Source organism: Streptomyces sp. NPDC030222 (genome assembly GCF_055573115.1).
Map to the genome: position 1 here is coordinate 197,279 of NZ_JBVICA010000001.1, position 25,683 is coordinate 222,961.

Consider the following 25,683-nt stretch of genomic DNA (forward strand, 5'->3'; position numbering starts at 1 on the left):
GGGAGCTCCTCAGCGGACGCGGCAGCGGTGGGTGCGTGCGGCCAGCTCGGCGGCGGCGCGGCTGTCGTAGTCGGTGGAGAAGCCGCAGCGCGGAGCCGTGCAGGCGGCGGTGTGCTTCTCGCGGCCCCGGCCGTCGTTGTAGGTGGCGACCTGGACGGGGCCGATGCGGACGACGCGGCGGAAACGGCGGTTGGCGGTCATCAGCGCCTCTCCTTGTCGGTCTCGCCGGTGAAGTCGGTGACGTGGTCGGCCAGCCAGCGCAAGATCTCGTCGCCCTCGTAGCTGTCGGCGGCGAGGATCACCGGTTCGGCGATCAGCACGGCTTCGATGAGGCGGTTCTGTCGGGTCAGCTCGGCGGCGCGCTTCAGCGCGCGGAGCGTGGACGGGCGCAAGGGGGGAAGTCCTCCGGGTCAGGTGAGTTGGGTGGTGATGGCTTCGGCGAGCGGCATGGGCACACCAAGCCGGGCGCGAAGGGTCGAGGTGTCGATGTCGGTCCCGGTCCGGGCGCGGTGTTCGTCGGCGACCTTCCGGGCGAGAGTGACGAGCGCGGGCGGTACCGGGGCTGCAGGCGGCGGCGCCGACTCCAGTGCGGCGGCCGGCAGTCCGGGCGCAGCAGTAGGCGGCTCACTGTCTGCGGCGGTCGGTTCCGGCGCCTGTGCCGTCGAAGGTGGTTCCGGTGCCGTAGCCGGGTCCGTGCTGGGATGCGCTGCTCCGTGAGCGAGCAGCGTGCCGCCGAGGAAGGCAACCGCAGGCCAGCCGGCGACGAGGATGCGGAGCCAGGCCGGTACGTCCTCCAAGTCGAGCAGCCCAGCGGTGGCGACGTTGGCGCCTAGGGACGCCGTCAGCGCGACGAAGAACCAGCACCACCCGGCCGCTTTCGCCTCACCGGAACGCAGGCGCCGCCAGGCCGCGACCAACAGCAGGTCGACGGAGACCGGATAGGCCCACGCCTTCCAGCCGTCCTGTCCGGCAGCGAGCGCCAGGTCATGCAGGTGAGCGAAGGACAGCGCGGCGGCGATCACCGCTTGCACGAGCACGGCGTCCACACGGACGGGCAGGGCACGCACGGCCACTCCTTCCAGTTCCGGCATGGGTGGGGTAGGGACTTGGCGCGGGACGGCCGCGCCGACCGTGGGAGCGAGTCGGTTACTCGGTGATCGGCTGAGGAGTGGCCAGGGGCCCGGACTCCTTCACCGGCACGGGTGGAACATGAGGCCGGAACGGCGCGAGCGCCGGAACATCCGGGACGAGGTGCGCCGTCTCGCGGCAGGTGGCCGCAGCGTCGGCGAGGGACAGGTGAGGGGTGCGGATGCGGGACCAGCCGCCGGACGTGTCGCCGACGACGGCGAGGCCGGGCAACTCAGCCGCTATGGCGCAAGAGGCCAGAACAGCCTCAGGGGCGATGTCACCGAGCGCCATCTTCGCGGACGCTTCGTCGTTCACCCGATGGCAGACCCGGCCGGTGAGCTGTGCCCGGAGCATGGTCGCTCCCTTGCCCAATTCGGCCCCGAAGCGCTGCCCGCAGACCTCCAGGTAGATGCCGGCCGCCCGGCCGAGCTGGGCGAGTCGGATGAGCTGGGTGACCATCTCGTCCCGCCGCTCCTCCTCCTTCCTCGTGGCGACGAGAAAGAGTTCTGCCACCTCGTCGACGAACAGCACGATGGGAGCCGGGCGTTCGTCCTCCGGCAGGCCCCAGACGTCCGAGGTGATCAGCTCATCCGGGGTGCCAGGTGCTATGCCCTGCCGCGCTTTGATTAGGTCGTATCGGTCCTCCATTTCCTTGACGAGCACGGGCAGCAGCTCGGCAGCCTGCTCCGGGTCGGTCGCCAGCGCCGAGAGCCGGGGAGCGAACGGCGCCAGCTCCACCCCTCGCTTGCAGTCGATCCCGACCAGGACCACCGGCTGAGCGGCCAGCCCGACAAGCAGGTTCCGCAGGAACATCGACTTGCCGGACAGCGTGGCCCCGAGCACGAGTTCGTGAGGTACGGCCCGGTAGTCCCGCACGAAGGCGGTCGCGTCCTCCCGCAAAGCCACCGGCACGCGGAGCGGACCGGCGTCGGTCCGGCGGGGCATCCGTACCTTGCGCAGGACGTCGAAGCCGACGAGCCGCAGTTCCACGACACCGGGCTTGACATCCCGCACGTACACGGCGTGAACGCCCCACGCATGCCGGAGTCGTTCGGCCGAGGCCGCCACGTCCGCCGGTTCCTGGCCCGGAGCCAGCCGCAGCCGGAGCCGCAGACCGGTCGAGGTGGGCCGGATCGCGCCCCGGCGGGGAGGCACGGGCCGGACCTCACGGCGAGTCGTGGCCTTGACGGCCAGGACTCGCCACCGGGGCGGCTCGACCGTCAGGCCACATGCGTCCATGGTGGAGGTGTAGGAGGCCAGCAGCCGGGCCACTGATACGGGCAGCCCGACCGTGGACCAGTACGCCGCCGGATGGGCATGCCGGGCGTAGGCCGCGCCGCCTATCGCAGCGAGCGACCCGCCCAGCTCGGCCCACGTCACCAGGTCGGTCACGACGATCAGCCCGCCTGCTCCATCGGGAAGGCGCCTGGAGCAACGGCGGTCGCCCGGTAGGCGATGCCGTGCCGCTGCTGCCCGTTGAAGACGCTCTCCCATGGCCGGGCGATGAGCCCCGGCAGCGAGACCGGGGCCCCGACGGTCAGGCCCTCCGTCACACCGCTCTCGGGGACGGTGACCTGAATCAGCGACGACTCACCTTCGTCGATGTAGACGACGCCGACCGTCATCAGTGCCTCACCGCTCACGGCGTCCTTGGCGATCTCACCGGTCTGCCGGTCGCGCACCTTCGGCGCCGGCGCTTCGGTGAGCAGGATCGTGGCGGCCGAGGCATCAATACGGATCACACGCACAGATTTCTCCTCTTGAGTCGATCAACTCGCCACCTGACAAGTTGACTTAGCAAGTTCGAAGCTAGGGATGCCAAGTTGACTTGTCAAGTGCGAATTGAGAAGCGGCAGCGAACGGGCCACCCATCGGGCTCAGTTCAGACGGTAGGTGTCTTCCAGTTCCTGCCGGTCGGCGGGAAGCAGCACGTCGGAGACTTGCAGTGCCTGCCCGGAAGCGTCACACGCGACGACCAGGACACTGAGGACCGGAACGCCCTCAGGGAGATCCAGAAGCTCCGCTTCGGAGGGCTCCGGCAGACGTGCCGAAACCCGTTCCGTCACATGGTCGAAGCGGACCTTCTTACGCGTCTCCAGGTGTGCGCGGGTGCCACCTGCCAGCGCGTCGGCGCTCTCCAGTTCCGTACCTTCGACCAGGCCGGCGGGGAAGTAGGACGACACCAGCTCCACCGGTTCGCCATCCTCCTCCGCCAGGAACCGGCGCATGAGAACCTTGGCCCGCTTGGGCAGCCCGAGGACGGATGCGACCCGCGCCGGAACAGGGACGTAGCCGACTTCGACCAACCGGCCCGCCGCTCGCGACTCATCGCGCGTGAGCGTCTCAGTCCCCCGGCGGTCCTTCTGCTCAACGACAGCCGGGCGGCCTCGCACGATCGTGCCGAACCCCTGTCGGGACTCCAGCCAGCCATCACGCTTCAGCAGTTCCAGCGCCCGCACGACGGTGGGGCGGGACATCCCGAAGGACTGCACCAACTGATTCTCGCTGGGTACCCGAGTGCCAGGCGGGTACGTGCCGTCCTCGATGCGACGCTGGATCGTCTGTGCGAGGCGCACGTACTTCGGTGGCTCCACTTCATACGCCATGAACGCCGCCTGTCGAGATTGGCCAAGTCAACTGGTCAACCAGACTAGCGAATCTTCGATTGTCAAAGTAGAAGCGGAGCGAACTCTTACCTTCCGGGCCATGCATCGGCTACCAGGAAGGAGACGACGGTTCCGCCGAAGCGGCTCGGTGCGGCGTGCCACGACTCGGCCAGCGAATCGACCAGGAGAAGTCCACGCCCGTGGGAGTCGTTGGCGTCGGGATGCCTCAGCCGCACGTTCGCCGGAAAGCCGGGGTTGTGCACGTCGACTCGGAGCGAGGTCCCCTCACGGAACCACTCAACCCGTACGAGCCAGGGTTCGTCCGACCGGCCGTATGCGATGGCGTTGGTGACCAGCTCCGAGATCATCAGCACGCAGTCGTCGACGGAGCAGGCTGGGTTGTACGGGGCGATGAACTTGCGGAACCAGCGCCGAGCCCGCGGCACAGACTCAGCGACAGGGTGCAAGGTCATCGCACCGAGACGCGGTGACTCCTCAGACGGGTAGCGGTCGATCATGTAGGCCATGGGTGCTCACTTCCTGCCGCTGCCGTCGCAGTCGAGGCAGCGCCGCTTCGATGTGGCGCGGGCGCGGTCGGCAGCGGTGGCAAGCGCCAGGGTCGTACGCGAGCCGACGCGCTTCCAACCGCGCCCCCGGCAACCCCGGCAAGGTAAGTGCGTGCCCTGATCCGGCCGCTGACTCGTCACACCGCGCCTCCTCCCAGTGAAGTGGCCTTAGCCACTTTCTGGATAGTGGCATTAGCCACTTGGCCCACGCAAGCGATTCGCCCCAACTGGCCCCCTCAGGTGAGGGGGTAGCCCTGCTCGAACGCCCAGCGATGCGGCGGGTAGGTGGCCTCAGCGAACTCCAACGGCCGGTCCTGGAGGTCGAAGACGACGTGGTGCACGATCAGCACAGCTGAGCCGGCGGCAAGTTGAAGGTCCTCGGCCTCCTCCTCCGTCGCCTCCCGCGCGCACATGCGATCTTCCGCGTAACTTCCCTGCCGACCGGTCATGTTCTCGACGTACAGCAGCGTGCCCTCTTGGATCCGCTCCGGCTCCAGCAGCTTCGGCGCGCGCTGACCGACATCCGGAGCGAACCACGAGGTGGACAGCGTGATCGGCCCGTCCTGGTTGTTGGTCACCCGCCGGCGGTGCACCGCACGGCGATCCTTGACCAGGCCCAGCGCTTCAGCCACATGGTCCGGCGCTTCCAGCCAACCGGCAGAGGTGATTACGGCGTACTCCCCGGGCGTGTAGATCTTCCCGGTCTGCCGAGCGCGCCCGTACAGCTCACGAGCCCGCCGGTTGACTTCAAGGCTCCGCACATACGTGCCCGACCCCTGACGCTTCTCGACGAGCCCTTGATGGCTCAGCGCCTCCAACGACCGCGCGGCCGTGGGCCGCGACACCTTCCAGTCCGCTGCCAACTGCCGTTCGGACGGCACTTCGTCCCCCGGTCGCAGGTCACCCCGAAGAATCTGATCACGGATGTAGTGCGCGATCTGGAGATACTTCGGCTGAGCCTCCTCGATCTGCGGCATCAGTCCTCCTCACCCAAGGCGAGCCCCAGGCGAGTAGGCGGGCACCCCGCTACCGAGCTGAGGCCTGCTTCTCGATACAAGTGGCTATGGCCTCTAGCCACTATAGGGTGAGTGGTCAACCCCCCACCCCGTAGGCTGAGACGCATGACGCGGTTGATCGTCGCAGGAGGAGGAGGGGGCGACGCAGTCGCCGCCGCAATGATTCACGCCGCCCTCTACGGCGACGAGGAGCAGGCGGTGATCCTCACGTACGCGTGGGACCGTCTCCTGATCGACCCGGTTCCCGGTCCCCGAGGACCGGACAACTTCACCGGTCTCCAGCCCCTCACCCCAGCGGTCTGGGCAGTGCCGGCCGAAGCTCGCCCGATCGCTCCGGCGGGCTCGACTCTCCCCCGACTCGCAGCAGAGCTCCGGCACACGTTCGCGCTGATCGATCCGCGCTACGGGGTCGAAGGCGTCACCCGCCAACTCGAAGAGCTGGCGGACCACTTGTCACCAGAGTCGATCGACCTCCTGGACGTGGGCGGCGACATCCTCGCCCGCGGCGATGAGCCGACGTTGAAGAGCCCGCTTGCCGATGCCGTCACCCTCGCCGCGTGCTGCCAGCTGAACGCTCCTGTTCGCCTCCTGGTGGCGGGCCCCGGCCTCGATGGCGAACTCCTTCTCGACGAACTGCGTGGCATGCTCGGTCCGCTCATCCGCACCCTCACAGCGAAGGACGTCGAGCCGATCAGCCCAGTCCTGGAGTGGCATCCCTCCGAGGCAACCGGGATGCTCGCGGCGACAGCCCGAGGCGTACGCGGCACCTGCGAAATGCGAGACGCCGGCCTACCGGTCCCCCTCACCGACGAAGGACCGAAGGTGCACGAGGTGGACCTGGACGAGGCACTGACCCGCAACCAGTTGGCCCGAGCCATCCTGACCACAGCCTCCCTAGACGAGGTCGAGGCACACAGCCGCGAAATCTGCGGCTACTCGGAAATCGACTACGAGCGCAACAAGGCCGCATGGCTCAAGGACCAACCACCGGTACAGCTCGATCCGAAGGCCGTACTGTCTCAGCTCGACCAGTTCGAAGCCGAGGCCCACGGCCGCGGAGTTACCCACACGACGTTCCGCCGCATCACTGAGGCCCTGAACCTCAACGGCTCCTTGCGCGAGGACCTGCGTCAGCTGCTCATCAACAGCCGTCCGGAGCAGTACGAAGCGCCCTTGTGGCGCATCACAGCCTTGTCGGATCCCAGCTGATGCCTGACGTTCTGGTCCCAGGTGATGCTTGACGGTGGGCCTAGACAACATCGGAAGCCCCGTGGGGCTTGTTGGCTTTCACGTTACGGACCGGGACGTCGGTCGTGCGCCGGATCACCCGGACCTGGCCATCCAGATCGACGGTGATCGTGGAGTCTGAGACGTGCACGGTCACGGTCTGCCCTGCGTACGGGCGGCCGAGGGCGACGACTTGGCGGCAGACCATGACGGTGCCCACGGCGCTGACCCGCCGCTGCACCCGCACGGGCTCGATGCCCGGGCGGGGCGGCGGTCCGGCCGGCCGCAGGCCCCGCAGCCCGCGGACTTCCACGCTGGTCAGCGGGTTGGGCCGCACTCGCAGCAGTTCCCGTGAGGAGGGGTCGAAGAACGACAGGGTCTCGTCGTCGATCCGGATACCCACCTGGCGGCCGCCGAGGATCTCCGCGGCCAGGACCTGGTGCCCGCCCAGGCCCACCAGGCCGCTGTTGTTCACCACCCGGTCCACCTCGAACGCCGCCCCGTCGCCGGTCGGCAGTGGCGAGGGTCCGGCCGCCCGACCGCCCCGGGCCGCCAGACGCACCAGATCCGCCACCGACAGATGCGACCGCACCGTCTTGATCCGCGTCCCCGCGACCAGCAGATGGATCACCGACGTGTCCGCCCAGAACGTCACCGTCAGCCCCGACCGGGACGGCCCCAGCCAGAACTGCTTGCCCGCGACCTGCAGATTCCCACTCGCCGGCACCACCCGCTCGAACTCCACCGGCCCACCCGCCTCCACCGGCAACGGTTCGGGCAGGACGGCTGGCACCGGCGGCACGTCGACCGGTTCCGGGTCTGCGGGAGGTGTCCGCTGCGGCGGCACCACCGCCAGCATCCCGGGCACCCTCAGGCCCAGCATGTCCCGCTCCGCGTCTGGAACAGGGGTGAACCGGTCGGCGGGAGACTGCATGTCCAGCGCCTGATGCGGACGCATCGAGTTGTATTCCTCCACCCAGCGATCCAGCGCCGCCTGAGCCTCCCCGACGCTCTCGAAGGCACCACAGTCGTCGAGGAGTTCACGCCGCAGCGTCTGATGGAACCGCTCGACCTTGCCCGTCGTGGTCGGGGAGGCCGGCTGGGTGAGCCGGTGGGCGATCCCGTTCTCCCGGCAGATCCGGTCGAACAGCACCTCACCGCCATGCCCGAACCGGTCAGTGAACTGCTTGCCGTTGTCGGTCAGCACCTCCTCCGGCACCCCGAACGTCTGCAAGGCCCGGGCAAACGCCGCGCAGACCGCACGACCGGTCGCCCGCTCCACCACCTGCGCGATCACGCAGTACCGGGAATGGTCGTCCACCCCCGTCACGACCTTCGCCTCGGTCAGCTCCCCAGTGACCGGGTTGACCAGCATGACCCCGCCGACAATGTCCATCTGCCACAGCTGCATCGGACGGTCCCGCTGCCAGCGCTTGAAATCCGACCGCTTCCGGCGCCGCACCCCCGGCTCCACCAGCCCATGCCGGACCAGGATCCGATAAACGGTCATCCGCGACGGCACCGGCGTGACGGTCCCGGACCGCTCCAGCACGAACGCGATCCGCCGCGGACCCCACCTCGGATGCTTGCGCCGCAGCTCACACACCGCCGCCTCCACCTCGGCAGACGCCTGATGCGGACACGACGCCGGCCTACGCGACCGGTCCGCCAACCCGGCCAGACCTGAAGCCTCATACCGGGACTTCCACCCACTCACCGTCTGCCTGGACACCCCCAGCTGGGCGGCGACCTCCGTCACCGTCGCACCCGCCAGCACCGCAAGCACAGCCCGGTATCTCTGCTCGACAACCGACAACTCCACCAGCGCCAATCCCGGCCTCCCCACACGCACCGCAACGACGCGCACAGAAAAGCCGAACACGGCCACCGTCAACCATCAGCTGGGACCGAACTGTCAAGCATCTACCGGGACCGGACAGGCGCATCACAGCCTACTGAGTAACAACCTTCTTCACGGGTTCAAGGCCCGCGCACGGCGCGGGCGCGCGCCGCCTCTGTGGCGCGGCCCGCCTCCTGTCTGCGCCCCGGCTGGCCGCGCCCGGCGGCGCGCTGCGTGCATGCGGGCGAGAACGAGATGTTCCCCGTCGGTAAGGACGATGCCTCCGGCGGGGGATCGGCCGGCACCGGGTGTGAGGGAACGGCACTCCCGGCCGCGGGCACATGGTGGCGAGCGTTAGGGGCTCCCATCCCGTCCACCGTCGACCCAGGCAAAGCCGAGCAGACGTGGCCCCTGGCGTCCAGGTCGTTCGTACAGTGGCGCGCTCCACCTGGACGCCAGGGGCCACGCCCGCTCCACGGTGTGTGGGTCGACGGCGGACGGGATGGGAGTAGGAAGAGTCGTGGGCGAGGGGTGGAGAGCAAGCAGATGCCAGCACCACTCCGTCAGGCCCATTTTTCTCAGGAAACCACTAAAAGTCGTCGTCCTCGATCACGACGCGTGCGCCAATCTCTTGCCCCTTCGAAACAATGCGCCCCTCGTGACCTTCCGCAGTCGTCAGCGTGACCTTCAGATCGATGAGCTGGTGATCCCGCTCGTTGAAGAACGCAGGGTCCAGGGCCTTGGCGAACTCCCGCAGGAGTTGCCAGATTTCTTCCCGCTTATCGTGGGAGGTAACACTCCTGTTGGCTACTTCAAGGTGATACCGCTTATACACCGTCGGACCAATAGGAGCATTCTCGTCGTCAGATTGACTCGGTGCTTCCGCTGATGAGGTTTCCCCACCCGGCCCCTGCTCAGGAGAGCTCCCGGAGCGGCTTCCCGTTTCGCCTTCCCCAAAAAGCTCGCCCGCGACGTCTTCTTTGCCCCCGTGTGACGACTCCGGAATTTTAAAGGAAGGCTGAAGCGTCACACTGATCGAGTTGATCTGGATTTGCCCCTGGGACTGCACTGAAAGAGCAGCGCCATTGCCGTCAACAAGCTCCCAACCATTTTCAATGAGTTCAAAGATCACATGCCGGATCTCATCGATAGAGGTGACGAGGGGGAACGCCGGATTCTTATAGAACGCCTGAACCACTTCACGTGGTGTCAGGGCGCGATCGAAGTTCTGCAGGAGGGCGGCCAAGTACGAGTGCGCCAAACCACCGCGCCGAGTAGCCCGGCCGTTGTCAACGAGCTGATCCCAGACCGCCTGACCGTGAAGAGCCGACTTGCCGTCGTCCTCGAACCGTTTGAACTCAACGACGAGGTTCTCTCCCACCCGGAGGAGGTAGGCATAGTGTCGGTAAGCCTTGAGGACCGCTTCCTTGAGCTTCGTCTCGGCCGCACTCAGTTTGCTGCGTGCCTGGACGAGGTCGTCTTCGGCGTCGTCACTGACCTGCTGGAGAACGTGACGCCAAGCGAGAACTTCCCATGCGCGCTTACGCGCATGGTCGCGTTGCTGTGTGTTGACGCAAGCAACGATGCAACTTGCTGCGTTATCGACAGTGAGCGCTAGGGGACCCAAGCCAAAGAGAGCGGATATCTCGGTCCGGCTACTGTTGTCCTTGCCGTTGAGTAGCGTCCATCGGCGCGGGTCGAGCACAACGAGTCGTGTGGCATTCGAATCAACATCAGCGAATATTTCACTCAGCTCTACATCTTCACCGCGAGGTCGATCAACGGTAATGACTTGCTCGAAGGGGCCTTTAGAGTTCTGGGCGATCTGCTGTGCGACGTTCCAAACCAGGGCTTCCTGTTCCGCACGCTGCACGAGGGCTTTGGCCGCCGTGAAGTACATGCGGAGGTTTTGCTTGATTGAAAGCGAGTAGCGCGCTGGGGCGTTGGTTGGCGTATCAGTTGAGAGCGCGCCAAGGCCCTCTTCCGCCGTCAGCGCGTTGAAGACCTCTTCCGCTGCGTTGAACTCCGAGGCCCCGAAGAAGGAGGGTTCGAAGATGCTGGCCAGCAGTTCGGCCTTCGTAGCCCCCCGTCGTCCTTGAGCTCGACCGACGAGTGAGTAACACATCAAAGCCGTGGCCATTCGCACGGCTGGTGCCGGCTGCCGCGACTCAACGCCTAGGTTGCGCAGCTCCTTATCGATCGTGACCGCTCGACCGTGGGTCTTGTCGGAGCTCGTTATGTCCGTTCCGGCGACGGCTCGCCAACCTTGCACTGCGCGATCATTCCCCATGAGCAGCCCGGATGAGAGGACTTGCTCCAGCGCCACTGTGAGAGGAATATCCCCCACGCCGACCAGTGTCGGTGCCCAGCGTCCGGCCTTGTGCTCATCTACCCAGTGCATAGCGGTCCGGGCGAAGATAGCGACTGTGGAACGGACTTCCTGGAAGCCTTGAACGAGGGACCATTCCTCCTGCACGAGCCGCATCAGCTCGGGATGGAACGGGTAGCTCTTTTCGACTCTCTCCGGGAAGCCGGCCACGCCACGGTTGGCTCCGAGCTTGTCGAAAACCTTGGTCGTGAAGGGGCCTGTAGCTGCTCTTATGTAGGAACGACCGAGGTCCAGAGCAGGAAGTTTGTCACTTGTGGCTTGGAAGAGCCTTCGCCGAATGATCGACGAGAAGTCCTGGGGTTCGTTGACTGGGATGGTAAGGCCGTTTCGGACAACGCGGTCGGCAATGAACTGACGGAAGTCCTGCGCGGCAATGTTGTATCCCCGCTCATCTCGCTCTGAGCGAATCATGACAAGGACGAACGACACTCGCGGTACGTCGTCGCAGGCATCCATGAGTGCGCTTAGGAACGCCTGCTCATCGGGCATGGTGTCGACGTACTTCGGGGCCGAAAGGGGTAGTACGTAGTCCATGAGCTCATCCAGGAGGACAAGCACGGGACGCTCGGCATCGGACAGGGCGGTGCGGAGTGTGTCTTTATTAGGACCCATTCCGACATAGTGCTGGTAACGGTCCATGTCGCCGTCGACAAGCGCCCAGATGAACCGTTCGAAGAGATTGACCGCGGGCCCGAACACCTCGGTTGGGCGCCCTGGGGAGAAGTTGTCTGCTGTAAGCGTTACAACCTTGGGCGACTTGATATCGAGTATGATCCCACCTTGCTCCGCCTCTTCCCGGACTGCTTGCCCGAGGTCGGTAGCGAAGAATTCGTCCGGTGTATTGGCCATATGGTAGAGGCCAACTAGGGCATGGGACTTGCCCCCACCCATTCCCTGGTCAAGGTGGAAGAGGGCAGTACCCATGTCGTCGGTTCCCAGCCGCCGCGCGACTCGAGCGAAGAACCCAACCAGGCTGGGGGTGGGTTCCGTGATTTCGGCGTAATAGTTGACCTTGCGATACGGTACGTCCTTCGTTTGGTATACCGCCTTGTGCAACGACATCTGGAGTTCACCGACGGAGCCGTCCGAAGCGCGAACCTCCGGCCTCAGGGCCAGTACATCTGCCCAGTGGGGCACGGTCTGTTGCGCGCTCATCAGGTGCTCTCCTCAAGTAGATTGGCGAAGGTCAATTGCGTCGAGCCAGGCATGGATGTCTCTGCTACTCGCTGAGCGAGGTTGCTGATGGCATGGACGTTCCTCTGGATCGCGGTGAGTGCTTTGGCCACTTTGTCGCTGGCCGGCAGTTGCGTCACTATTTCCCCAACAACTGCCCAAAGGTGTGGGTCATTGGCCGCAAACTCGGCGGCAGCGATCACTCCAGCCACTGCTTCCGTCCCGCCTTCATCCCAGGCGCCGGCCATTGCCCGGGCAACCTCGAACGTCGACGAGTCCGCTGAAATGCTTTCAGGAGGATCAAGTCGGAGTTTGAATCCTCGGTTACTCTCCTTCAGCAGGCTCGTTCGAACCTCGTCGAAGTTGAGACTGTCTGCTTGGGCGAGGAACCTCGCCTCGCCTTTGGGGACGGTGGTCAGCCCGTTCAGCCTCTGCCAGAACACGGCAAACCTAGTGCGCTTGTCGAAGGTCTCAAGGGGGAGCTCGTCGAGTTTGAGCGCCATGGCATCGCGGACAGCCACTCTGGACAGAGTTAGGTATCGGTCGAGCTCGGCTTCCGTACCGTCCGGCTTTAGGATCTTGCTGTAACGGCCGTAGACTTCCATGCCTCGACCAATGGAGGCCATCAGTTGGTCGGTGAAGGCCAGGCCGTCCCTCTCCCACTCGCGAACCGCCGCTTTGACAGCTTCGCTGACCTCCCGGTCGACCTGAGCTGCGGTCGCCACGGGTCGGTTTCGTGGAGCGACTCGGCAGCCACTGGTGACCGTGACCTTAATGCTGGCCACGCCAGTGTTGGTGCTCTCCGATCGGGATGGCCACGAGCTGGTGACGACAAAGCCCGCGGCATGCAACGCGGCCAAGAGCCGCTTCCACGCTTCGGGATCCGAATGGCCGAAAACAACCACGAGGTGTCCATCGGGACGCAGCACGCGACGAGCTTCACTAAAGGCCCGGGCTAGAGACTTCTCGTAAAAGTCTCGATCGTGTTTAATGCCACCGTTGTATACGCGACGGACGATGATCTCGTCGTCTTTGTTCTGGAGACGTGGGGCAACTACCGTGCCGATATCTTCAGAGAAGAGGTCAGGCTGGATTGACAGTAGGGCGCGTCGGAGCCACACATAGAAAAAGTCAGAGGCATCGGCGTACTCAATCATGTCGTAGTAAGGCGGGTCGCAAACTACGGCATCAACTGATCCGTCACGGTAAGGGAGCGCCATCGCATTCGCGCGACGAATTTTGGCTGGCTTTCCTGTCAGGCCGCGCAAATGTGCCGCGAGCGGCGCGATGCCAGTCTCGGTCAACCCTGCCCAAGTCCCAGGGCCGTTTCCGATACCAGCTTCAAAGTAGTCGAACTGGAATGCCAGACTCGCCTCGTTGCGGAAGATGTGATCAATCTGGACACGATTCTGTTTGGACCCGTCAGGCTTGCCGTGTGCCCTTAGGATAGCGCCCCTTGTCGCATAACGAAGTGCACGCACCATGGTTCCGGCTGCGAGCGACGATAGTACGGAGGCGTACTCCTTGGAGACCCCCGACTGTGTCATCTCTTCAAAGCATGCCCGAATCTCATGTGCCAGTGTCCCGAACAGAAGAGCCTGTCGGTCATTCATGAGCCGTCCGTAGCTCGCGTAACCGTGCCCACTAGCCTGAACGGTATGAGAATTCCCTGAGGGGATTTCTTCGTCAGGGATAGGTGAGAGACCATTATTCGGTGGTAGCTCGCTTGGGTCTGCCCTCAAAGCAGCCTTGACTTCATCGTCTCGCAGAACTCGAAACACCTTCTTGGTGTCGGTCCTCTTGATCCCGAGCCCCTCGAAGTCGGCAACGACGAGAGGCTCGTCCTGGTACTGCCCAGCAAATCCCTTAGCCTTCACTGTTTCCAGGCTGTGGATATGGCCGCAGAAGAGACAGCGTGCGCTCTTCCCCTTCTTGCCGGCTGATGTATAGGTCGGCTGACCCTTCGCTGGACCGTCAACAACCTCGACCCGCCACGTATCCCCCTCGACTACAAGGTCCATCGACTGGCCAACGTCAGATGTCTTGCTGTAAGGGTGCCGAAGAGTCAGGCTCCCAAGCAGGGGGAATCGCCGACGGCAATGATCACAAGGCATCGAGACTGCCCAGAGGTAACCCCAGGGAAGCTGCCCACGGTGATCTCGCGGATAATAGTCGGCCAATTTACTCCGGAGGCGGCGGCCAATTTCGGCATGAAGCGTACGCGCGTCCGCTACTAGTCTCGGTTCCCCTTCAACCTTGAGGCCATCCCCGATTACTTCCTCATCGAAAGGCACAGGCGCTTCGTGGCGCCAGTCGCGCAACGGCCAGTCGGCGAGTAGGCGCCCCGCAAGCGTGGCCACCGGGCTGAGATCGGTTCCAACGGATGTGACCCCGAGCCGTGCGGCTTCCAGAGGAAGGATTCCACGGCCTGAAAACAAATCAAGAACGACGGGCGTCCTACCACCGTAATTCTCTTTGACGACTTCAGCCAAGAGGTCGAGCGACATTCTATTGCCATTCCGGACTGCGCTTTCAACATGGACCCGCATCCGGTCGTCGACGGGGAGCAGAGTGGTAAGCACTGCGGCGCGGGCCTGGGCGATTGGCCGCGAAGCAAACCATGGAAATATTGCTTTCTCATTCCGGCCCGAACCGGCAGGCGTCGAGCACGCTTCGTCAACCGCTGCGCAAGGGAACCAAGTATCAATGAGTCGATTTCGGACATCATCCGCTGGCTTGGCTGCGGGCGTCACTGCGGCGCCAGGTTCAGCGGTGTTCACGGCTCATCTCCATCATTCGCATAAGTTCTGTGACTCTGATCTGCACACGTTCAATACGCCGAACGTTGTTGCCGAGCTTTCCGGCGGGGTCCTGAGCTCGAATGGTCACTACCGGGTTGGTGGCGCAGCTCGTCACCACGTATAGCCAGTAGTCCTGTGCTCGCTGTTGAGCCTGAGCCCACTCATGCTGCTCCAGCCACACGGGGCGTAGATCGTCGACAAGCCCCTTGACCTCGACCAGACGCTGCTCGCCGTGCTCACGGTGTCGAGCCAAGAGGTCGTAGCCAACCCCTGCTGTCTGCCGGTCGTCGACGATGTATCCAAGGCGCTCCAGCTCCGCCAGCACCGTAGCCACGGCGACTCGCTCACTGTTGGGGTCATAGCCGAGCTCGGCTTGCTTTGCTCCGCCAGCGACGTCTAGCCACCCGATCATGCGCTGCGCGGAGGGGTTGACCTTCTCGATCTGAGCGAGTTGCGCTAGACGGTCCTGTTTGTGCCTCGAAAACTGAGCCATGCGCTCTCGCCGCACGTCAGGACGCAGCTCCTCGAGCTCCTCTAAGTACCTGTACTCGACCTGGTCGAGCTGCTCGCGCGCCTTGGCTACCCATGCCCGACGTTGCTCTCGGAAGCGAGCAGTCTCCGCTTCCAGGAGTAGCTGCGCTTCGCGTGCCCCTTCGGCCCGCATCGCTGGGGTCAATCCGCTCTGCGGGAGCGTCTTGTCGGTCGCCGGCGCCTGGAGGTTCATTAGGGATTCCCAGCCGGCAACGAACGCTCCTGCGCCGGAGTAGCGAACGAGCATCGGTGCCTTCTCTCTTACCCTCCGGACCCCATCGTGGACTTCGACTTCGGCGTCGTAGAGCAACAGGGTGTAGCCCGTCAAGGAGGCTGTGTCCACCACGTGCGCTCCCCGCACGAGGTCGGTCTCGCCCGTGCGCAGCGCAAGCTCGACAAGTTCCCCGAAAGATTCCTCGGTAGGGCCTAGCACCACGACATCGTCCAGATCGGTGGCACCGTCATTGATCGCTTGGCGCACCGAAGCCCCGTCCGCTGCGACGAGCCGCTCTGGGCCGCCCCCTAGGGCAGCGGGGAGGGCCTTCGGCGCCGACACCCGTCGCAGCCCCTGAGCCGGACCGGGGGAGAGAGTCCAACCCTCTGCCTTAGCCAGTTGATCAAGAAATGCGTCGACGATGACAGGGTTGATCGCTTCGAGGCGGTCTGCGCGGAACCGGTCCATGGCGGCATCCACGTTGGCCGGGCTGACGAGTCTGTCTTCGTCTCGTACCAGTTCTCGCGCGCTAGCCACCAAGGTTCGGGCGTCAGGGATCCGCACGTCCTGCTGCGGGCGCTGTTGAGCCGCGGCCAGAGCCTGGGCGAAGTCGAAGCCGGATCGAGCCGTAGCAGCATCCATAAGGTCGAAGATGCGACCTCCGAGTGCCTCGCTGGCGGCCTCGATGTTGGCAAGCATCACCTCTTGGACGCGGCCCTCCCGTGTCTGCGGCGCCACAAGATGGTAGATGTGGACCGGACTTGCTTGGCCGATCCGATGCAGACGGCCCATACGCTGTTCCAGCCTTACCAGAGACCACGGGATGTCCCAGTTGATCATCACGTGGGCTGACTGAAGGTCGATTCCTTCGCCTCCAGCGTCGGTCGAGACAAGGATCTGAAACGCCCCACTGAGGAACTGCTGTTGCAACTTGTCGCGGTCGTGGTGCCCAACAGTTCCGTCGAGGATATTCACAGAGAAGCCGGCAGCAGCAAAACGTGAAACTAGCCACCGGGCCGTGTCGGTGAACTCAGTGAAAACGAGAAGCTGACCACTGCCAGGCGTGATCGAATGCTTGTCCAGTACCTCCTGCGCGAGCCTCCACTTGGAGGAAGTCCCTTGCCTCTCGGCGTGGTCGATCGCCGAGAGGACGGACTCGATACGGGCCAGTTCCTTCCCCTTGTCCTGAGTCTGCGTCAAGACAATGAGGTCCTCTGCCCGACCCCATGCTTCTTCGTCATCGACCGCAAGAGTGAGTCCGCCGTCGGAATCCGTGGTGAACTCTTCGGGGATCGCACCGGCAGTGCGGCGGCTAGCAGGCCCCTTGAGAGCGATTTGGCGACGCTGCACAGTGGCACGTGCTGCTGCCAATGACGATGCGGCTCTTTTACCGTAGATAGATCGGGCGAGTACCGCAGTGTCGGAGTAAAAATCGTCCACGTACTCCATCACCGCTGAGTAGGCGGCGTATTCGCGGGCTTCAAGATCTACAGAGATGGTGTCCGCGTATCGGGGGGGAAACAAGTCGTTTCCCTCGAGGTCCTTGAGCTCCTCTTTCATGCGGCGCAGGAAGGAGAGCGAGCTAGGGCGCAGGGCTCCTTCATAGTCTGTAGTACGCGGGTCCCATGGGTACATAGTGGGATCAAGGAGGTTCATCAACCCGCGGAAGAAGTGCTCCTTGCCGCGGTGGGGCGTCGCAGTCAGGAGCAGGAGGTGGTGAGTGCGTTCAGCTAGTTCCTGAGCAGCACCTAGGTATCTGGATGTGGGCGTGAGTCGGTGCGCTTCATCGAAGACAGCCAGCGACCAGGAGGCCCGTGAGCCAGACACCTTACGGAAAACGTCCGAGTTATAGGTGTAGAGATCAACGCTGACCACCCAGATGGTCACACGTGGGTCGAGGTCCTTCGGATCCCGTGCAATCTCCGGAGTGAGGCGGCCAGCTTCGATAGCGAAGTATCGGCGCAGGTCTCGCTGCCACTTCGTTACCAGATGCGCCGGGACCACGATCACAGTTCGGCCGGGGATTAAGCCGCGACGTGTCCCCTCCGCAATGTACATGCCTGTCATGATCGTCTTGCCGGTGCCCGGTTCATCCGCAAGCAGGAACCGCAGCCGCGGCTGCGCCAGCATGTGCGTGAAGACAGCTTCATCTTGGTGTGCGTACGGCTTCAGGGGGCGTGTGGCGAGGACCGCCGAGCGGATGCGAGGAACGGCGTACTGCATCCAGCGCCCCCACAGACCTGCGAGGGCACGCTCTGGGTGACCCCCTGCGTCGTTTGAGGGGACCGCTGCTTCACGGAGTTCGTCGTGGGTGAGGGCCGCATCAGCGAGCGCCCCGTTCCCGTGACGGATGACCAGGTCACAACCAGTGGGTGTAGGGGTGGCCATGACTACAGTGACAAGGTGACCATCGACAGTGATCTGGCTGCCGGCTTTTGGGAGCGCGATGGGGTCGCCGGTCACCCTGTACCCCCCTGTGGTCCGATCCCCATGCTCTTGCAAGGTGAAGCCTACTTCTGCTTGCGGTCAGAGATCACACGTTCCGCCTCTCCGGTCACCGCATCGCTCACAACAGCTAACAATGAGCTGAGTTGTCGGTGGGCCATGAGGCAGCAGGGGAGTCTGAGCACTGCTTCGTGGATGTCGGCCTGGCGTTCTCACCGGGTCCGGAGTCGGTCGGAAGCCGTGCAGCCACGCGAACGTTCTCTCCACGACCCAGCGGTGGGTGCTCAGTTACGGTGCCGTGTCGTGTTCCGCGTCTGGCGATCGCGGGAACGATGCCACGGGCGCGGACCTGGCGGCGGTAGATGTCTTGGTCGCAGCCCCGGTCGGCGAAACGGAGAGTCCGGCCTGCGGCGAGGGTGTCCCACCCGGTCTGCGCCATCACTTGGGCTCTGCTTCAGGGCTGGTAAGCACCACGCTGACGGTTGCTGAAGTGTGGACCACCTGTGGACGGAGATCCGAGAGCTTGACCTGATCAAGCTGCTGACCAGCACATTAGCCGTGGGATGAAACGGCCTCCGGAGCCGTGTGCGCAGGTTCGAATCCTGCCGGGGGCACTTCCGGAAGAAGGCCCTGACCAGTGGAAACGCCGGTCAGGGCCTTTCTCGTACATGCCAAATGCATACGGTCCTCACAAGCTGCGGATCACCGGTCGACAAGACCCGACCTCCAGGCCCACGCGGCGATCTCGACGCGGTTGCGGGCGGGGAGTTTGCTCTGCACGTTGCCGAGGTGGGTCTTCACCGTGCCCACGGAGATGGACAGTTCGGCGGCGATCTCCGCGTTGGTGAGCCCGGTGGCCACCAGCCGCACCACGTCCGTCTCGCGTGCCGACAGCCCGGACTGCCGGGGTTCCGGGGGACCGGACGCGGTCCCGCCCGGCAGGCCTCGCAGCAGGCGGAGGGTGATGGACGGGCTGACCAGGGCTTCCCCGGATGCCGCGGCTCTGATCGCCTCGACCAGCAGGACGGGGCCGGAGTCCTTGATGAGGAAGCCGCAGGCGCCGTCGCGCAGGGCTCGATGGACGTACTCGTCGTCTTCGAAGGTCGTGACCACGACGACCTTCGGCGGATCTACCAGGCCGGGGCGGGCCAGTCGGCGCAGCGCCTCCAAGCCGTCCAGCCTGGGCATGCGGATGTCCATCAGCACCACGTCAGGGCGGTACCGTTCGGCGAGCTCGACTGCTTGCAGACCGTCCACCGCCTCCGCAACCACCTCGATGTCGTCCTCGGCGGCAAGGATCATTCCGAAGCCGGTGCGGACCATGGCCTGGTCGTCGGCGATCAGCACACGGATGGTCATGCGGCGTTCCTCACGCGGTGGTCCACGGGAAGCATCGCCTCGATGCGCCAGCCCCCGGCAGCGGCGGGACCCGCCTGGACCCGGCCGCCGACCATACCCACCCGTTCGGCCAGCCCCTTCAGTCCGAAACCTCCGCCCAGTGTCTGTCCCAGGGCATTGCGTGGCCGTCCGTCGTCGCTCACCTTCACGGTGATCCCGTCTCCCGACCGGACCAGGCACACCTCGACCTCGGTGTAGTCACGGGAGTGCTTGCGCACATTGGTCAGCGCCTCCATCACCACCCGGTGCACGGTGGTCGCCACCTCCACCGGCAGATCCGCGAACTGCCCCTCCATCCGCAGGCGTGCCCGGCTGCCGCCGACCGTGGCGAACCCCTCGACGAGGGACCGCACTTCGGCCATGCCCGCCAGAGGCGTGAGGGCGACACCGTCCTCGTCGGTGCCGACGTCGCGCAGCATCCCGACCATGGCGCGCATCGACTTCAGCGCCTCCGCCCCCGCCTGCTCGATCCGTTCCAGTGCCGGCGACACCAGGTCCGGCCGCTTGACGGCGATGGTGCGTGCCCCCTGCGCCTGGATGACGATGCCCGTCACATGGTGGGCGACGAAGTCGTGCAGATCCCGGGCGAACTCCGCACGCTGCTCCATCCGTACGGTGATCTCCCGCCGCCGCCGGTCCGCGATGACCAGGCGTACGGTCAGGCCGATCCCCAGGGACGCCGTCGCCGCCAGGGTGAAGAAGAACGCCACGATCATGCTGCCCTCGTCGACCTCGACGGCCAACGGGCGCAGGACGATCGCCGCCATGCACCCCGGTGCGGTCGGCGCCGCCCACACCGGCGCCCCGCGCCAGACGGTCAGCGTCAACAGCCCGAACAGCGCGGCCGGTTCGGTGAGTGCATACGGGTCCTCCACAGAGGTGATCCCCTCAGGCCCGACGGGCAGCCTCGCGATGACGTGGACGGCGATCGTGGTGCCGAGCGACACCACCGACGCGGCACCGGCCGCCCACGGCAGGCCTCGTGCGCCGAGCCGGGGCGAGAGCAGGAGAGCGGCGACCGCCAGCAGGGCGGACCCCAGCATGAGCGGACCGGTCGTGTCGGCGTCGAGCTTGTCGAACGCGTCACCGAACGGACCGAACGCACCCAGTGTGTAGTCGAACAGACCGAGACCGAGCAGCAGCACCACCACCGTGGGCCACACCGCCGCGCGCAGCCAGGACCGTATCCGGGACCTCATGCCGGTGAGGGTAGCCGGGGAGGTCGGCCGAAGGTCGTAGTGGCCCGCGGAAGATCTGCCTTTCGCAAGATCCGCCGTCCCGGTGCGACGGGTGAGAGTGGCAGCGCCGCCGGACGTCGTCGGCGTCCGTCCGTCTCACCGAGGAGCACACCTCTCATGGGCAACGTGAACTTCGAGATCCCCGCCGTGGCCGTGTTGGGCCCCCTGTTGGCCGTGTTCTGCCTGGTCCTGGGCATACGCGCGGCACGCCGAAGGCCCGGGTGGACCGGAGGACAGGCCGTGACCCGACTGGCGGGGGCCGGGTACGCCGCCGCCGTACTCAGCCTCACGGTCCTTCCCCTAATCGTGAACTGGGGCGAGTACGCGAACCAGATGCCCTGGCAGAGTCAGGTCGAGCTCACCCCCCTCCTCCACGCCGACCTCCGCGGCTTCGCGCTCAATGTGCTCATGCTGGTCCCGTTCGGGCTGCTGATCCCGCTCATGTCCACGAAGGGCTCGTCACCGCTGCGGGTCACCGGCCTCACAGCGGCGATCAGCCTGACCATCGAGATGACCCAGCTGCTCATCTACGTCCTGTTCAACGACCCCCGGATCGTGGAGGTCAACGACCTCATCGCCAACACGCTCGGGGGAATGACGGGTTACCTGGTGTTTCTCCTGCTGTCCCGCGCCCCGGCCATGGCGCGCATGCTGCGCGCCTTCGCCCTGCCGGGTTCGGCGATGGCCTCGCAGGACACGCACCACGACACGAATCCAGCCGTCGCCGGCCCGTCGGGCACCGGTGTCCACCGTCCGGTGACCGGGCTCACCGGAACGCCACGGAGCCGGCTCCGGCCCTGACCGCCTCGATCACGGCGTTCACCCTCCGGCAACCGTTCTCCAAATTACGCTACGGCGTATATTCGGAGGTGACGAAGTAGGCCCCGTACTTGAAGGAAACAATCGCCAGCACGGCGAACGTGACAGCCAGTGAGATCGGCTTGGCCTTGGCCAGGGAGGTGGCCGCGGGCAGCAGCAGAGTGAATCCGGGCAGCAGAAAGCGGGCCTTGATCTGAATGAAGCCGCTCACGCCTACAGCCATGGCCACCAGGACCAAGCTGAAGACGATTACGGCTGTCGGCGGACGCGAGCTCAAGAGGACCCACAGGAGTACGAGGCCAGTGATCACGACGAGCACGGAGACTTGCTCCACCGCGCTCACGTTGCCGGCGGCCACCCTGCTTGTGGCCTCGATGACAGACTGGCCGAAGTCGACGTGCGTGTTCCAGTCGTGCTGCACATCGAAGTATCCCATCGGTCGCCCGGTACACATTCCGACCCACACGAAATAGCCGAACAACCCCAGTGGCGCGATGATGATCGCGGCGAGCGTTCGACGCCCGCGCGAAGAAGCGAGCACCGCCGTAATGACGACAGCAGCCACCACCGCGACGCCCAACGGGCGGGTCAGGCCCGCAGCCACGGCAAGGAGGGACGCCGTGATCGGACGCTGCGTCACCAAGGCATACAGCGACCAGGCGCACAGCGCGGTGAACATTGCCTCCGGGTAGGCCATGGACTGGATGAAGGCCTGCGGCAGCAGACCCCACAGGATGACGAGCAGCACCCCGACGCGCTTGCTGTGCAGGACTGTTCCGAGAGCATGGATCCCCCATGCTGCGACACAGGAGGACACGCATGTGGTCAGCAGTGCGGTACCGACGATCTCCATCGGTAGCAGTTCGCTGACCGCTCGCACGACACCCGGATACAACGGAAAGAACGCGAGGTCCTGCCATCTGCCGACCGGGCCACCGCCGTAGCCGGGAATCAGATCTGCCTGCCCGTAGCCATGCTGCGCAATGCCCAGGTACCACTGCGCATCCCACACATAGCCCAGCAACGCCACAAGAGACTTGCCGCTCTCGGCTGATTGCACCGCAATCCAGGCGACACCCAGGACCTTGCACGTCAGGTAACAGAAGAGTGCCAGCCTGGCGCGTCGATACGACAAGATGACACGTCGAACCAGAATGCTCCGCCATGACTTCTGCAGAACTACCTGTCTGGTTTTCGCATGAACCTCGACGGTCAATTCGTGCCCAATCATCGGCGCCGCAGCCGATAGCGCGGTCGTGAACAGTAACTCTGAGGAGCCTACTAAGAGCACGTTCAAGAATGCGCGCAATGGAAAGTTACTCGCCGAGGATCACAGAGTGGTCACCGATCGGGTGACAGCCAGCAGTCCATAACTGGTGAGGCCTCCAATTTCCGCTGGTACAAGGGGCGGCATTACTCGGGCTGGTATCACGCGACAACGGGGGACAGCCTGGTTGCTTACGAGAGCCGCCTGGAGCTCGCGCGGATTCTGCTGGCGGACTTCGCCCGGGACGTGGTTGGCATCGCTGCTCAGCCGTTCGGCTCGCCACCTGACACATGCACTTCGACAGGACAGAGTGCTCTCGATCCATCGCCCCACAGACTTCGTCACCTTTTGTCAGTCTTCAGGTCGGTGCGGATCTGCCTGCCCGAGCAGGCCTCGGCCTCGCACTGTGCGCTGTGATCTCAGCGGCCTCGTCCCTTTCTGCGCTCAGGCCCTGCTGATGCTGTGTCCGGTTTCGCAGAAGGCTGGTCGGGGCTTGTCGAGGTGGGGCGTCCGCGCGTTGTGGTGGAACGTCCTCGCGCGGTGGTGTCGGCCGGCCCGGCATGTCAGGACCAGCGTGGCGGGATTGACGATCTTCCGTCCAGGGAGGCGGGGGCAGGTCCGTCACATCTGGCCGGGAACCGCCTGTGCGTCGTGGCTCCGCCTGTCGCATTCGGCCCACACGACCTTTCCGGGCGTCCCACAGGGGCGCCGACCCCAGCCCCAGCGGTCGGCGAGGGCGGCGACGAGGAGCAGGCCGCGCCCCTCGGTGCGGTCCGGGCCCGGAAGGTGCTCTGCGGGCTCGGGCGTCCGCTCGCCACGGGTATCGGTCACCTCGATCCGTACGGCGGCGATGGGCTTCGTGGGGACGGTCAGCCGTACGTGGAAGTCCCGGCCCGGCACCCGGCCGTGGCTGACGGCGTTCGCGCTGAGCTCGGCCACGAGGAGGGCGATCGTGTCGTGCGCCTCGGTGCCGTACGCGATCCCCCAGGCGTGCAGCCGCTCCGCGCACAGCCGGCGGGCGAGGCGGGCGCCTCGGGGCGTGGAGGTGAACCGCATCTCGAAGTGGTGGATGGGCGTGGTGGGTCGGGTGGGGGTAGCGGTGTCGGCGGGGTTGCTCGTCATGGCTCCACGGTGGGCCGTGGTGGCGTAGCGTGACCATGGGTGACGCGCCGTCGCGTTCCGCTTGTACGCGGGCGAGCGGTGCTGTGTACGTGTGCGGAAGGGTGGCGGCGGTGCGGGACGATGACGCGGGAGCCGGACAGGAGCCGGCGGAGCCGCTCGAGTCGGCAGAACCGGTGGGGCAGCGGCCGGACGACGAGCCCGGGCAGGGCGTGGTCACGGCGTTCGGGCAGCAGTTGAAGTTGTTCCGGACCCGTGCCGGGCTGGAACGTGCGGAGTTCGGGAAGCTGGTGGGGTACGCGGCGCAGTCGATCGCCTCGTTCGAGCAGGGACGGCGCATCCCTCCGCCGAGGTTCATCGACCAGTCGGACGACGTGCTGGACGCGGGTGGTGTGCTGAAGACGCTGAAGGAGGAGGTGGCGCGGGCGCGGTATCCGGCGTTCTTCCGGGATGCGGCTCGGCTTGAGGCGTCGGCGCAGGCCCTGTGCGTGTACGCAGCCGTGGCAGTTCCTGGCCTGCTCCAGACCGAGGAATACGCGCGGGCTGTCTTTCAGATGCAACGGCCGTTGCTGGACGACACAGTGATCGAACAGCGCCTTGAGTCGCGCCTCGCGCGGCAACAAATCTTCTCGCGACGTCCGGCACCGCTCTTGAGTTTCGTCATCGACGAGGTCATCCTGCGCAAGCCGATCGGTGGCCGGAAGGTACTGCGCGGCCAGCTGGAACACATCCTTCTCATCGGCCAGGAGAGGAATGTCGAGATCCAGGTCATGCCGACAGATCGTGAAGATCACGGCGCACTCGATGGGCCCTTCAACCTAATCGACGCCGCTACGGGGCAGCGCATCGCCTACACCGAAGTCCAGAACGACAGCCGTCTGCACACCGAGGCGACAAAGATCCGTGAGCTTGAAGCGCGCTATGGCATCCTGCGCTCACAGGCCCTGACGCCCAACGAGTCACTGGCCTTCGTGGAGAGCCTGCTAGGAGAGAGATGACCGTGCATCGCACCGTTTCCACCGTGCCGGAATCGGCGTGGTTCAAGAGCAGCTTCAGCGGCGGGGGCGGCGGCGAGTGCATCGAGGTAGCCGTTACGCCCGGCACCGTGCACGTTCGGGATTCCAAGCGGCTCGGCGGGCCCGTACTGACCGTCACTCCCGACGCCTGGGCCGGCTTCGTGGGGCTGGCCGCTGGCCGGTCCGTCTGACCTGAGCGGTCGTGAGGGCCCTCCCGCGCGTGCGGTCGGCCCCTCACCTGCTGCACGGTCGGATCCAAGTCACCTGGCGAACGTACACGCATTCATGCCGGGGAACGATGAGGTAGACGAGGAAACCGCTGTCGACGTGTGCGGTGTCTCCCTTCGGGCCCAGCCCTTCGTACATCGTGGGTCGAGTTAGAAGGCGCCAGCAGCCCGCACCGGCTCGTCGGCCTTCTTCTCGACCTCGGCGACGAACGCCTGCGGTGCTCCGCCGATGACGTATTCCTCGCTGGGGTCGCATTCCCACTTCCACGTCACGCGGACACCGCCCGCATCGCCTCGTCCTCGACGGTGCGCGGCTCGTCCATGGCGGATCGGAATGCAGGGTCGTCCTTGCTGGTGGTGCCGTGGATCGTGGCGAGAGCGCGGCCACGGCGGGCGGCGAGATCGGGCCGACGCTCGATCTCTCCACCTGAGCGGCCCAATGAGTCAGCCACTGCTGAAGGTGTGCGATCTCGCTGGTCCGGATGGCGGCGGCGAGTGCTTCTTCCTTGTGCCGTTCCATCTCGTCCTGGCGGTGCGGGGCGATCCGGGCGAGCGCGACACGGACGGCGTCGGGTGTGTACTCGGGGCGCGGGGTCAGCTCGGTGCCGTGGTCGGGCTGAGTGCTCACGATGGCCTTCCCAGGGGTGCCGGTCGGCATAGCCG

Annotated in this window: 22 protein-coding genes, 1 tRNA gene and 1 pseudogene; 5 read left to right on the forward strand and 19 right to left on the reverse strand. The window is 65.3% G+C overall.

The genetic code is table 11. The features are described 5' to 3' along the window. Positions 1-9 precede the first annotated feature (9 nt). The 8 genes from ACZ4Z5_RS00830 to ACZ4Z5_RS00865 form a co-directional block, all read right to left on the reverse strand. Entirely contained in the window at positions 10-201 is a 192-nt protein-coding gene (locus ACZ4Z5_RS00830; RefSeq protein ID WP_468254610.1) for a mobile element transfer protein, read from the reverse strand. Next, positions 201-392, reverse strand: a complete 192-nt coding sequence (locus tag ACZ4Z5_RS00835; protein WP_468254613.1) for an RING finger protein — start codon at positions 390-392, stop codon at positions 201-203. Before ACZ4Z5_RS00835 ends, ACZ4Z5_RS00830 begins: the two co-directional genes overlap by 1 nt. 18 nt (positions 393-410) lie before the next feature. Continuing rightward, a complete protein-coding gene (locus tag ACZ4Z5_RS00840; RefSeq protein WP_468254615.1) occupies positions 411-1,067 on the reverse strand; it encodes a DUF2637 domain-containing protein in 657 nt (218 codons plus the stop codon). Between the two features lie 79 nt (positions 1,068-1,146). Then, on the reverse strand, positions 1,147-2,520 hold the full coding sequence (locus ACZ4Z5_RS00845; protein WP_468254618.1) for an FtsK/SpoIIIE domain-containing protein: 1,374 nt from the start codon (positions 2,518-2,520) through the stop codon (positions 1,147-1,149). A 5-nt stretch (positions 2,521-2,525) separates the two neighbouring features. Continuing rightward, on the reverse strand, positions 2,526-2,876 hold the full coding sequence (locus ACZ4Z5_RS00850) for an SCO3933 family regulatory protein (protein ID WP_142232385.1): 351 nt from the start codon (positions 2,874-2,876) through the stop codon (positions 2,526-2,528). A 129-nt stretch (positions 2,877-3,005) separates the two neighbouring features. Continuing rightward, the gene (locus tag ACZ4Z5_RS00855; protein ID WP_466745117.1) at positions 3,006-3,734 is read right to left on the reverse strand and encodes a GntR family transcriptional regulator; all 729 of its coding nucleotides are present in this window, start codon (positions 3,732-3,734) and stop codon (positions 3,006-3,008) included. A gap of 86 nt (positions 3,735-3,820) precedes the next feature. After that, a complete protein-coding gene (locus tag ACZ4Z5_RS00860; RefSeq protein WP_142232383.1) occupies positions 3,821-4,261 on the reverse strand; it encodes an ATP-binding protein in 441 nt (146 codons plus the stop codon). A 275-nt stretch (positions 4,262-4,536) separates the two neighbouring features. Next, positions 4,537-5,277, reverse strand: a complete 741-nt coding sequence (locus ACZ4Z5_RS00865) for a GntR family transcriptional regulator (protein WP_114254373.1) — start codon at positions 5,275-5,277, stop codon at positions 4,537-4,539. Positions 5,278-5,421: 144 nt separating this feature from the next. Here ACZ4Z5_RS00865 and ACZ4Z5_RS00870 point away from each other — a divergent pair, with 144 nt between their 5' ends. Further along, positions 5,422-6,525: a DUF1152 domain-containing protein gene (locus tag ACZ4Z5_RS00870; protein WP_468254635.1), complete on the forward strand. Its 1,104-nt coding sequence runs from the start codon at positions 5,422-5,424 to the stop codon at positions 6,523-6,525. A 40-nt stretch (positions 6,526-6,565) separates the two neighbouring features. On the opposite strand, the gene ACZ4Z5_RS00875 is transcribed toward ACZ4Z5_RS00870, so the two are convergent. From ACZ4Z5_RS00875 to ACZ4Z5_RS00895, 5 genes and pseudogenes are all read right to left on the reverse strand, one after another. Continuing rightward, entirely contained in the window at positions 6,566-8,374 is a 1,809-nt protein-coding gene (locus ACZ4Z5_RS00875; protein ID WP_468255501.1) for an IS481 family transposase, read from the reverse strand. A gap of 598 nt (positions 8,375-8,972) precedes the next feature. Next, positions 8,973-11,927: a DUF499 domain-containing protein gene (locus tag ACZ4Z5_RS00880; protein ID WP_468254638.1), complete on the reverse strand. Its 2,955-nt coding sequence runs from the start codon at positions 11,925-11,927 to the stop codon at positions 8,973-8,975. Further along, positions 11,927-13,966: a hypothetical protein gene (locus ACZ4Z5_RS00885; RefSeq protein WP_468254640.1), complete on the reverse strand. Its 2,040-nt coding sequence runs from the start codon at positions 13,964-13,966 to the stop codon at positions 11,927-11,929. Before ACZ4Z5_RS00885 ends, ACZ4Z5_RS00880 begins: the two co-directional genes overlap by 1 nt. Before the next feature lie 745 nt (positions 13,967-14,711). Then, positions 14,712-17,954, reverse strand: a complete 3,243-nt coding sequence (locus tag ACZ4Z5_RS00890; RefSeq protein WP_468254644.1) for a helicase-related protein — start codon at positions 17,952-17,954, stop codon at positions 14,712-14,714. A 119-nt stretch (positions 17,955-18,073) separates the two neighbouring features. After that, positions 18,074-18,364, reverse strand: a pseudogene (locus ACZ4Z5_RS00895) (transposase); the annotation flags it as partial. A 127-nt stretch (positions 18,365-18,491) separates the two neighbouring features. Between ACZ4Z5_RS00895 and ACZ4Z5_RS00900 the strand changes: the two are divergent. Beyond that, positions 18,492-18,550: transfer RNA gene (locus tag ACZ4Z5_RS00900), tRNA-Ser, on the forward strand. 88 nt (positions 18,551-18,638) lie between these two features. On the opposite strand, the gene ACZ4Z5_RS00905 is transcribed toward ACZ4Z5_RS00900, so the two are convergent. Both ACZ4Z5_RS00905 and ACZ4Z5_RS00910 read right to left on the reverse strand, forming a co-directional pair. After that, complete coding sequence (locus tag ACZ4Z5_RS00905) at positions 18,639-19,295, reverse strand: response regulator (RefSeq protein ID WP_468254647.1); 657 nt, start codon at positions 19,293-19,295, stop codon at positions 18,639-18,641. Next, on the reverse strand, positions 19,292-20,533 hold the full coding sequence (locus ACZ4Z5_RS00910; protein WP_468254650.1) for a sensor histidine kinase: 1,242 nt from the start codon (positions 20,531-20,533) through the stop codon (positions 19,292-19,294). The genes ACZ4Z5_RS00905 and ACZ4Z5_RS00910 overlap by 4 nt, the downstream gene beginning before the upstream one ends. A gap of 156 nt (positions 20,534-20,689) precedes the next feature. On the opposite strand from ACZ4Z5_RS00910, the gene ACZ4Z5_RS00915 reads away from it, so the two are divergent. After that, the gene (locus ACZ4Z5_RS00915; protein WP_468254653.1) at positions 20,690-21,373 is read left to right on the forward strand and encodes a VanZ family protein; all 684 of its coding nucleotides are present in this window, start codon (positions 20,690-20,692) and stop codon (positions 21,371-21,373) included. Positions 21,374-21,422: 49 nt separating this feature from the next. On the opposite strand, the gene ACZ4Z5_RS00920 is transcribed toward ACZ4Z5_RS00915, so the two are convergent. After that, positions 21,423-22,607: a hypothetical protein gene (locus tag ACZ4Z5_RS00920; RefSeq protein ID WP_468254656.1), complete on the reverse strand. Its 1,185-nt coding sequence runs from the start codon at positions 22,605-22,607 to the stop codon at positions 21,423-21,425. Between the two features lie 672 nt (positions 22,608-23,279). Beyond that, a complete protein-coding gene (locus ACZ4Z5_RS00925; protein ID WP_468254659.1) occupies positions 23,280-23,780 on the reverse strand; it encodes an ATP-binding protein in 501 nt (166 codons plus the stop codon). Positions 23,781-23,890: 110 nt separating this feature from the next. Here ACZ4Z5_RS00925 and ACZ4Z5_RS00930 point away from each other — a divergent pair, with 110 nt between their 5' ends. Further along, positions 23,891-24,775, forward strand: a complete 885-nt coding sequence (locus tag ACZ4Z5_RS00930; protein ID WP_468254662.1) for a helix-turn-helix domain-containing protein — start codon at positions 23,891-23,893, stop codon at positions 24,773-24,775. Continuing rightward, complete coding sequence (locus ACZ4Z5_RS00935) at positions 24,772-24,984, forward strand: DUF397 domain-containing protein (RefSeq protein WP_468254665.1); 213 nt, start codon at positions 24,772-24,774, stop codon at positions 24,982-24,984. The genes ACZ4Z5_RS00930 and ACZ4Z5_RS00935 overlap by 4 nt, the downstream gene beginning before the upstream one ends. A gap of 186 nt (positions 24,985-25,170) precedes the next feature. Here the strand turns inward: ACZ4Z5_RS00935 and ACZ4Z5_RS00940 are convergent, their stop codons facing one another. Beyond that, positions 25,171-25,293, reverse strand: coding sequence for a hypothetical protein (locus ACZ4Z5_RS00940; RefSeq protein WP_468254668.1), 123 nt, complete (start codon positions 25,291-25,293; stop codon positions 25,171-25,173). Next, positions 25,290-25,472, reverse strand: a complete 183-nt coding sequence (locus tag ACZ4Z5_RS00945; protein WP_468254670.1) for a hypothetical protein — start codon at positions 25,470-25,472, stop codon at positions 25,290-25,292. Before ACZ4Z5_RS00945 ends, ACZ4Z5_RS00940 begins: the two co-directional genes overlap by 4 nt. Positions 25,473-25,683: the final 211 nt, after the last annotated feature.

Coding starts and splice junctions, on each gene's coding strand:
- ACZ4Z5_RS00830 (WP_468254610.1), bottom strand. CDS start 201: ATGACCGCCAACCGCCGTTTCCGCCGCGTCGTCCGCATCGGCCCCGTC.
- ACZ4Z5_RS00855 (WP_466745117.1), bottom strand. CDS start 3,734: ATGGCGTATGAAGTGGAGCCACCGAAGTACGTGCGCCTCGCACAGACG.
- ACZ4Z5_RS00860 (WP_142232383.1), bottom strand. CDS start 4,261: ATGGCCTACATGATCGACCGCTACCCGTCTGAGGAGTCACCGCGTCTC.
- ACZ4Z5_RS00865 (WP_114254373.1), bottom strand. CDS start 5,277: ATGCCGCAGATCGAGGAGGCTCAGCCGAAGTATCTCCAGATCGCGCAC.
- ACZ4Z5_RS00870 (WP_468254635.1), top strand. CDS start 5,422: ATGACGCGGTTGATCGTCGCAGGAGGAGGAGGGGGCGACGCAGTCGCC.
- ACZ4Z5_RS00880 (WP_468254638.1), bottom strand. CDS start 11,927: ATGAGCGCGCAACAGACCGTGCCCCACTGGGCAGATGTACTGGCCCTG.
- ACZ4Z5_RS00885 (WP_468254640.1), bottom strand. CDS start 13,966: ATGGACCTTGTAGTCGAGGGGGATACGTGGCGGGTCGAGGTTGTTGAC.
- ACZ4Z5_RS00905 (WP_468254647.1), bottom strand. CDS start 19,295: ATGACCATCCGTGTGCTGATCGCCGACGACCAGGCCATGGTCCGCACC.
- ACZ4Z5_RS00910 (WP_468254650.1), bottom strand. CDS start 20,533: ATGAGGTCCCGGATACGGTCCTGGCTGCGCGCGGCGGTGTGGCCCACG.
- ACZ4Z5_RS00915 (WP_468254653.1), top strand. CDS start 20,690: ATGGGCAACGTGAACTTCGAGATCCCCGCCGTGGCCGTGTTGGGCCCC.
- ACZ4Z5_RS00925 (WP_468254659.1), bottom strand. CDS start 23,780: ATGACGAGCAACCCCGCCGACACCGCTACCCCCACCCGACCCACCACG.
- ACZ4Z5_RS00935 (WP_468254665.1), top strand. CDS start 24,772: ATGACCGTGCATCGCACCGTTTCCACCGTGCCGGAATCGGCGTGGTTC.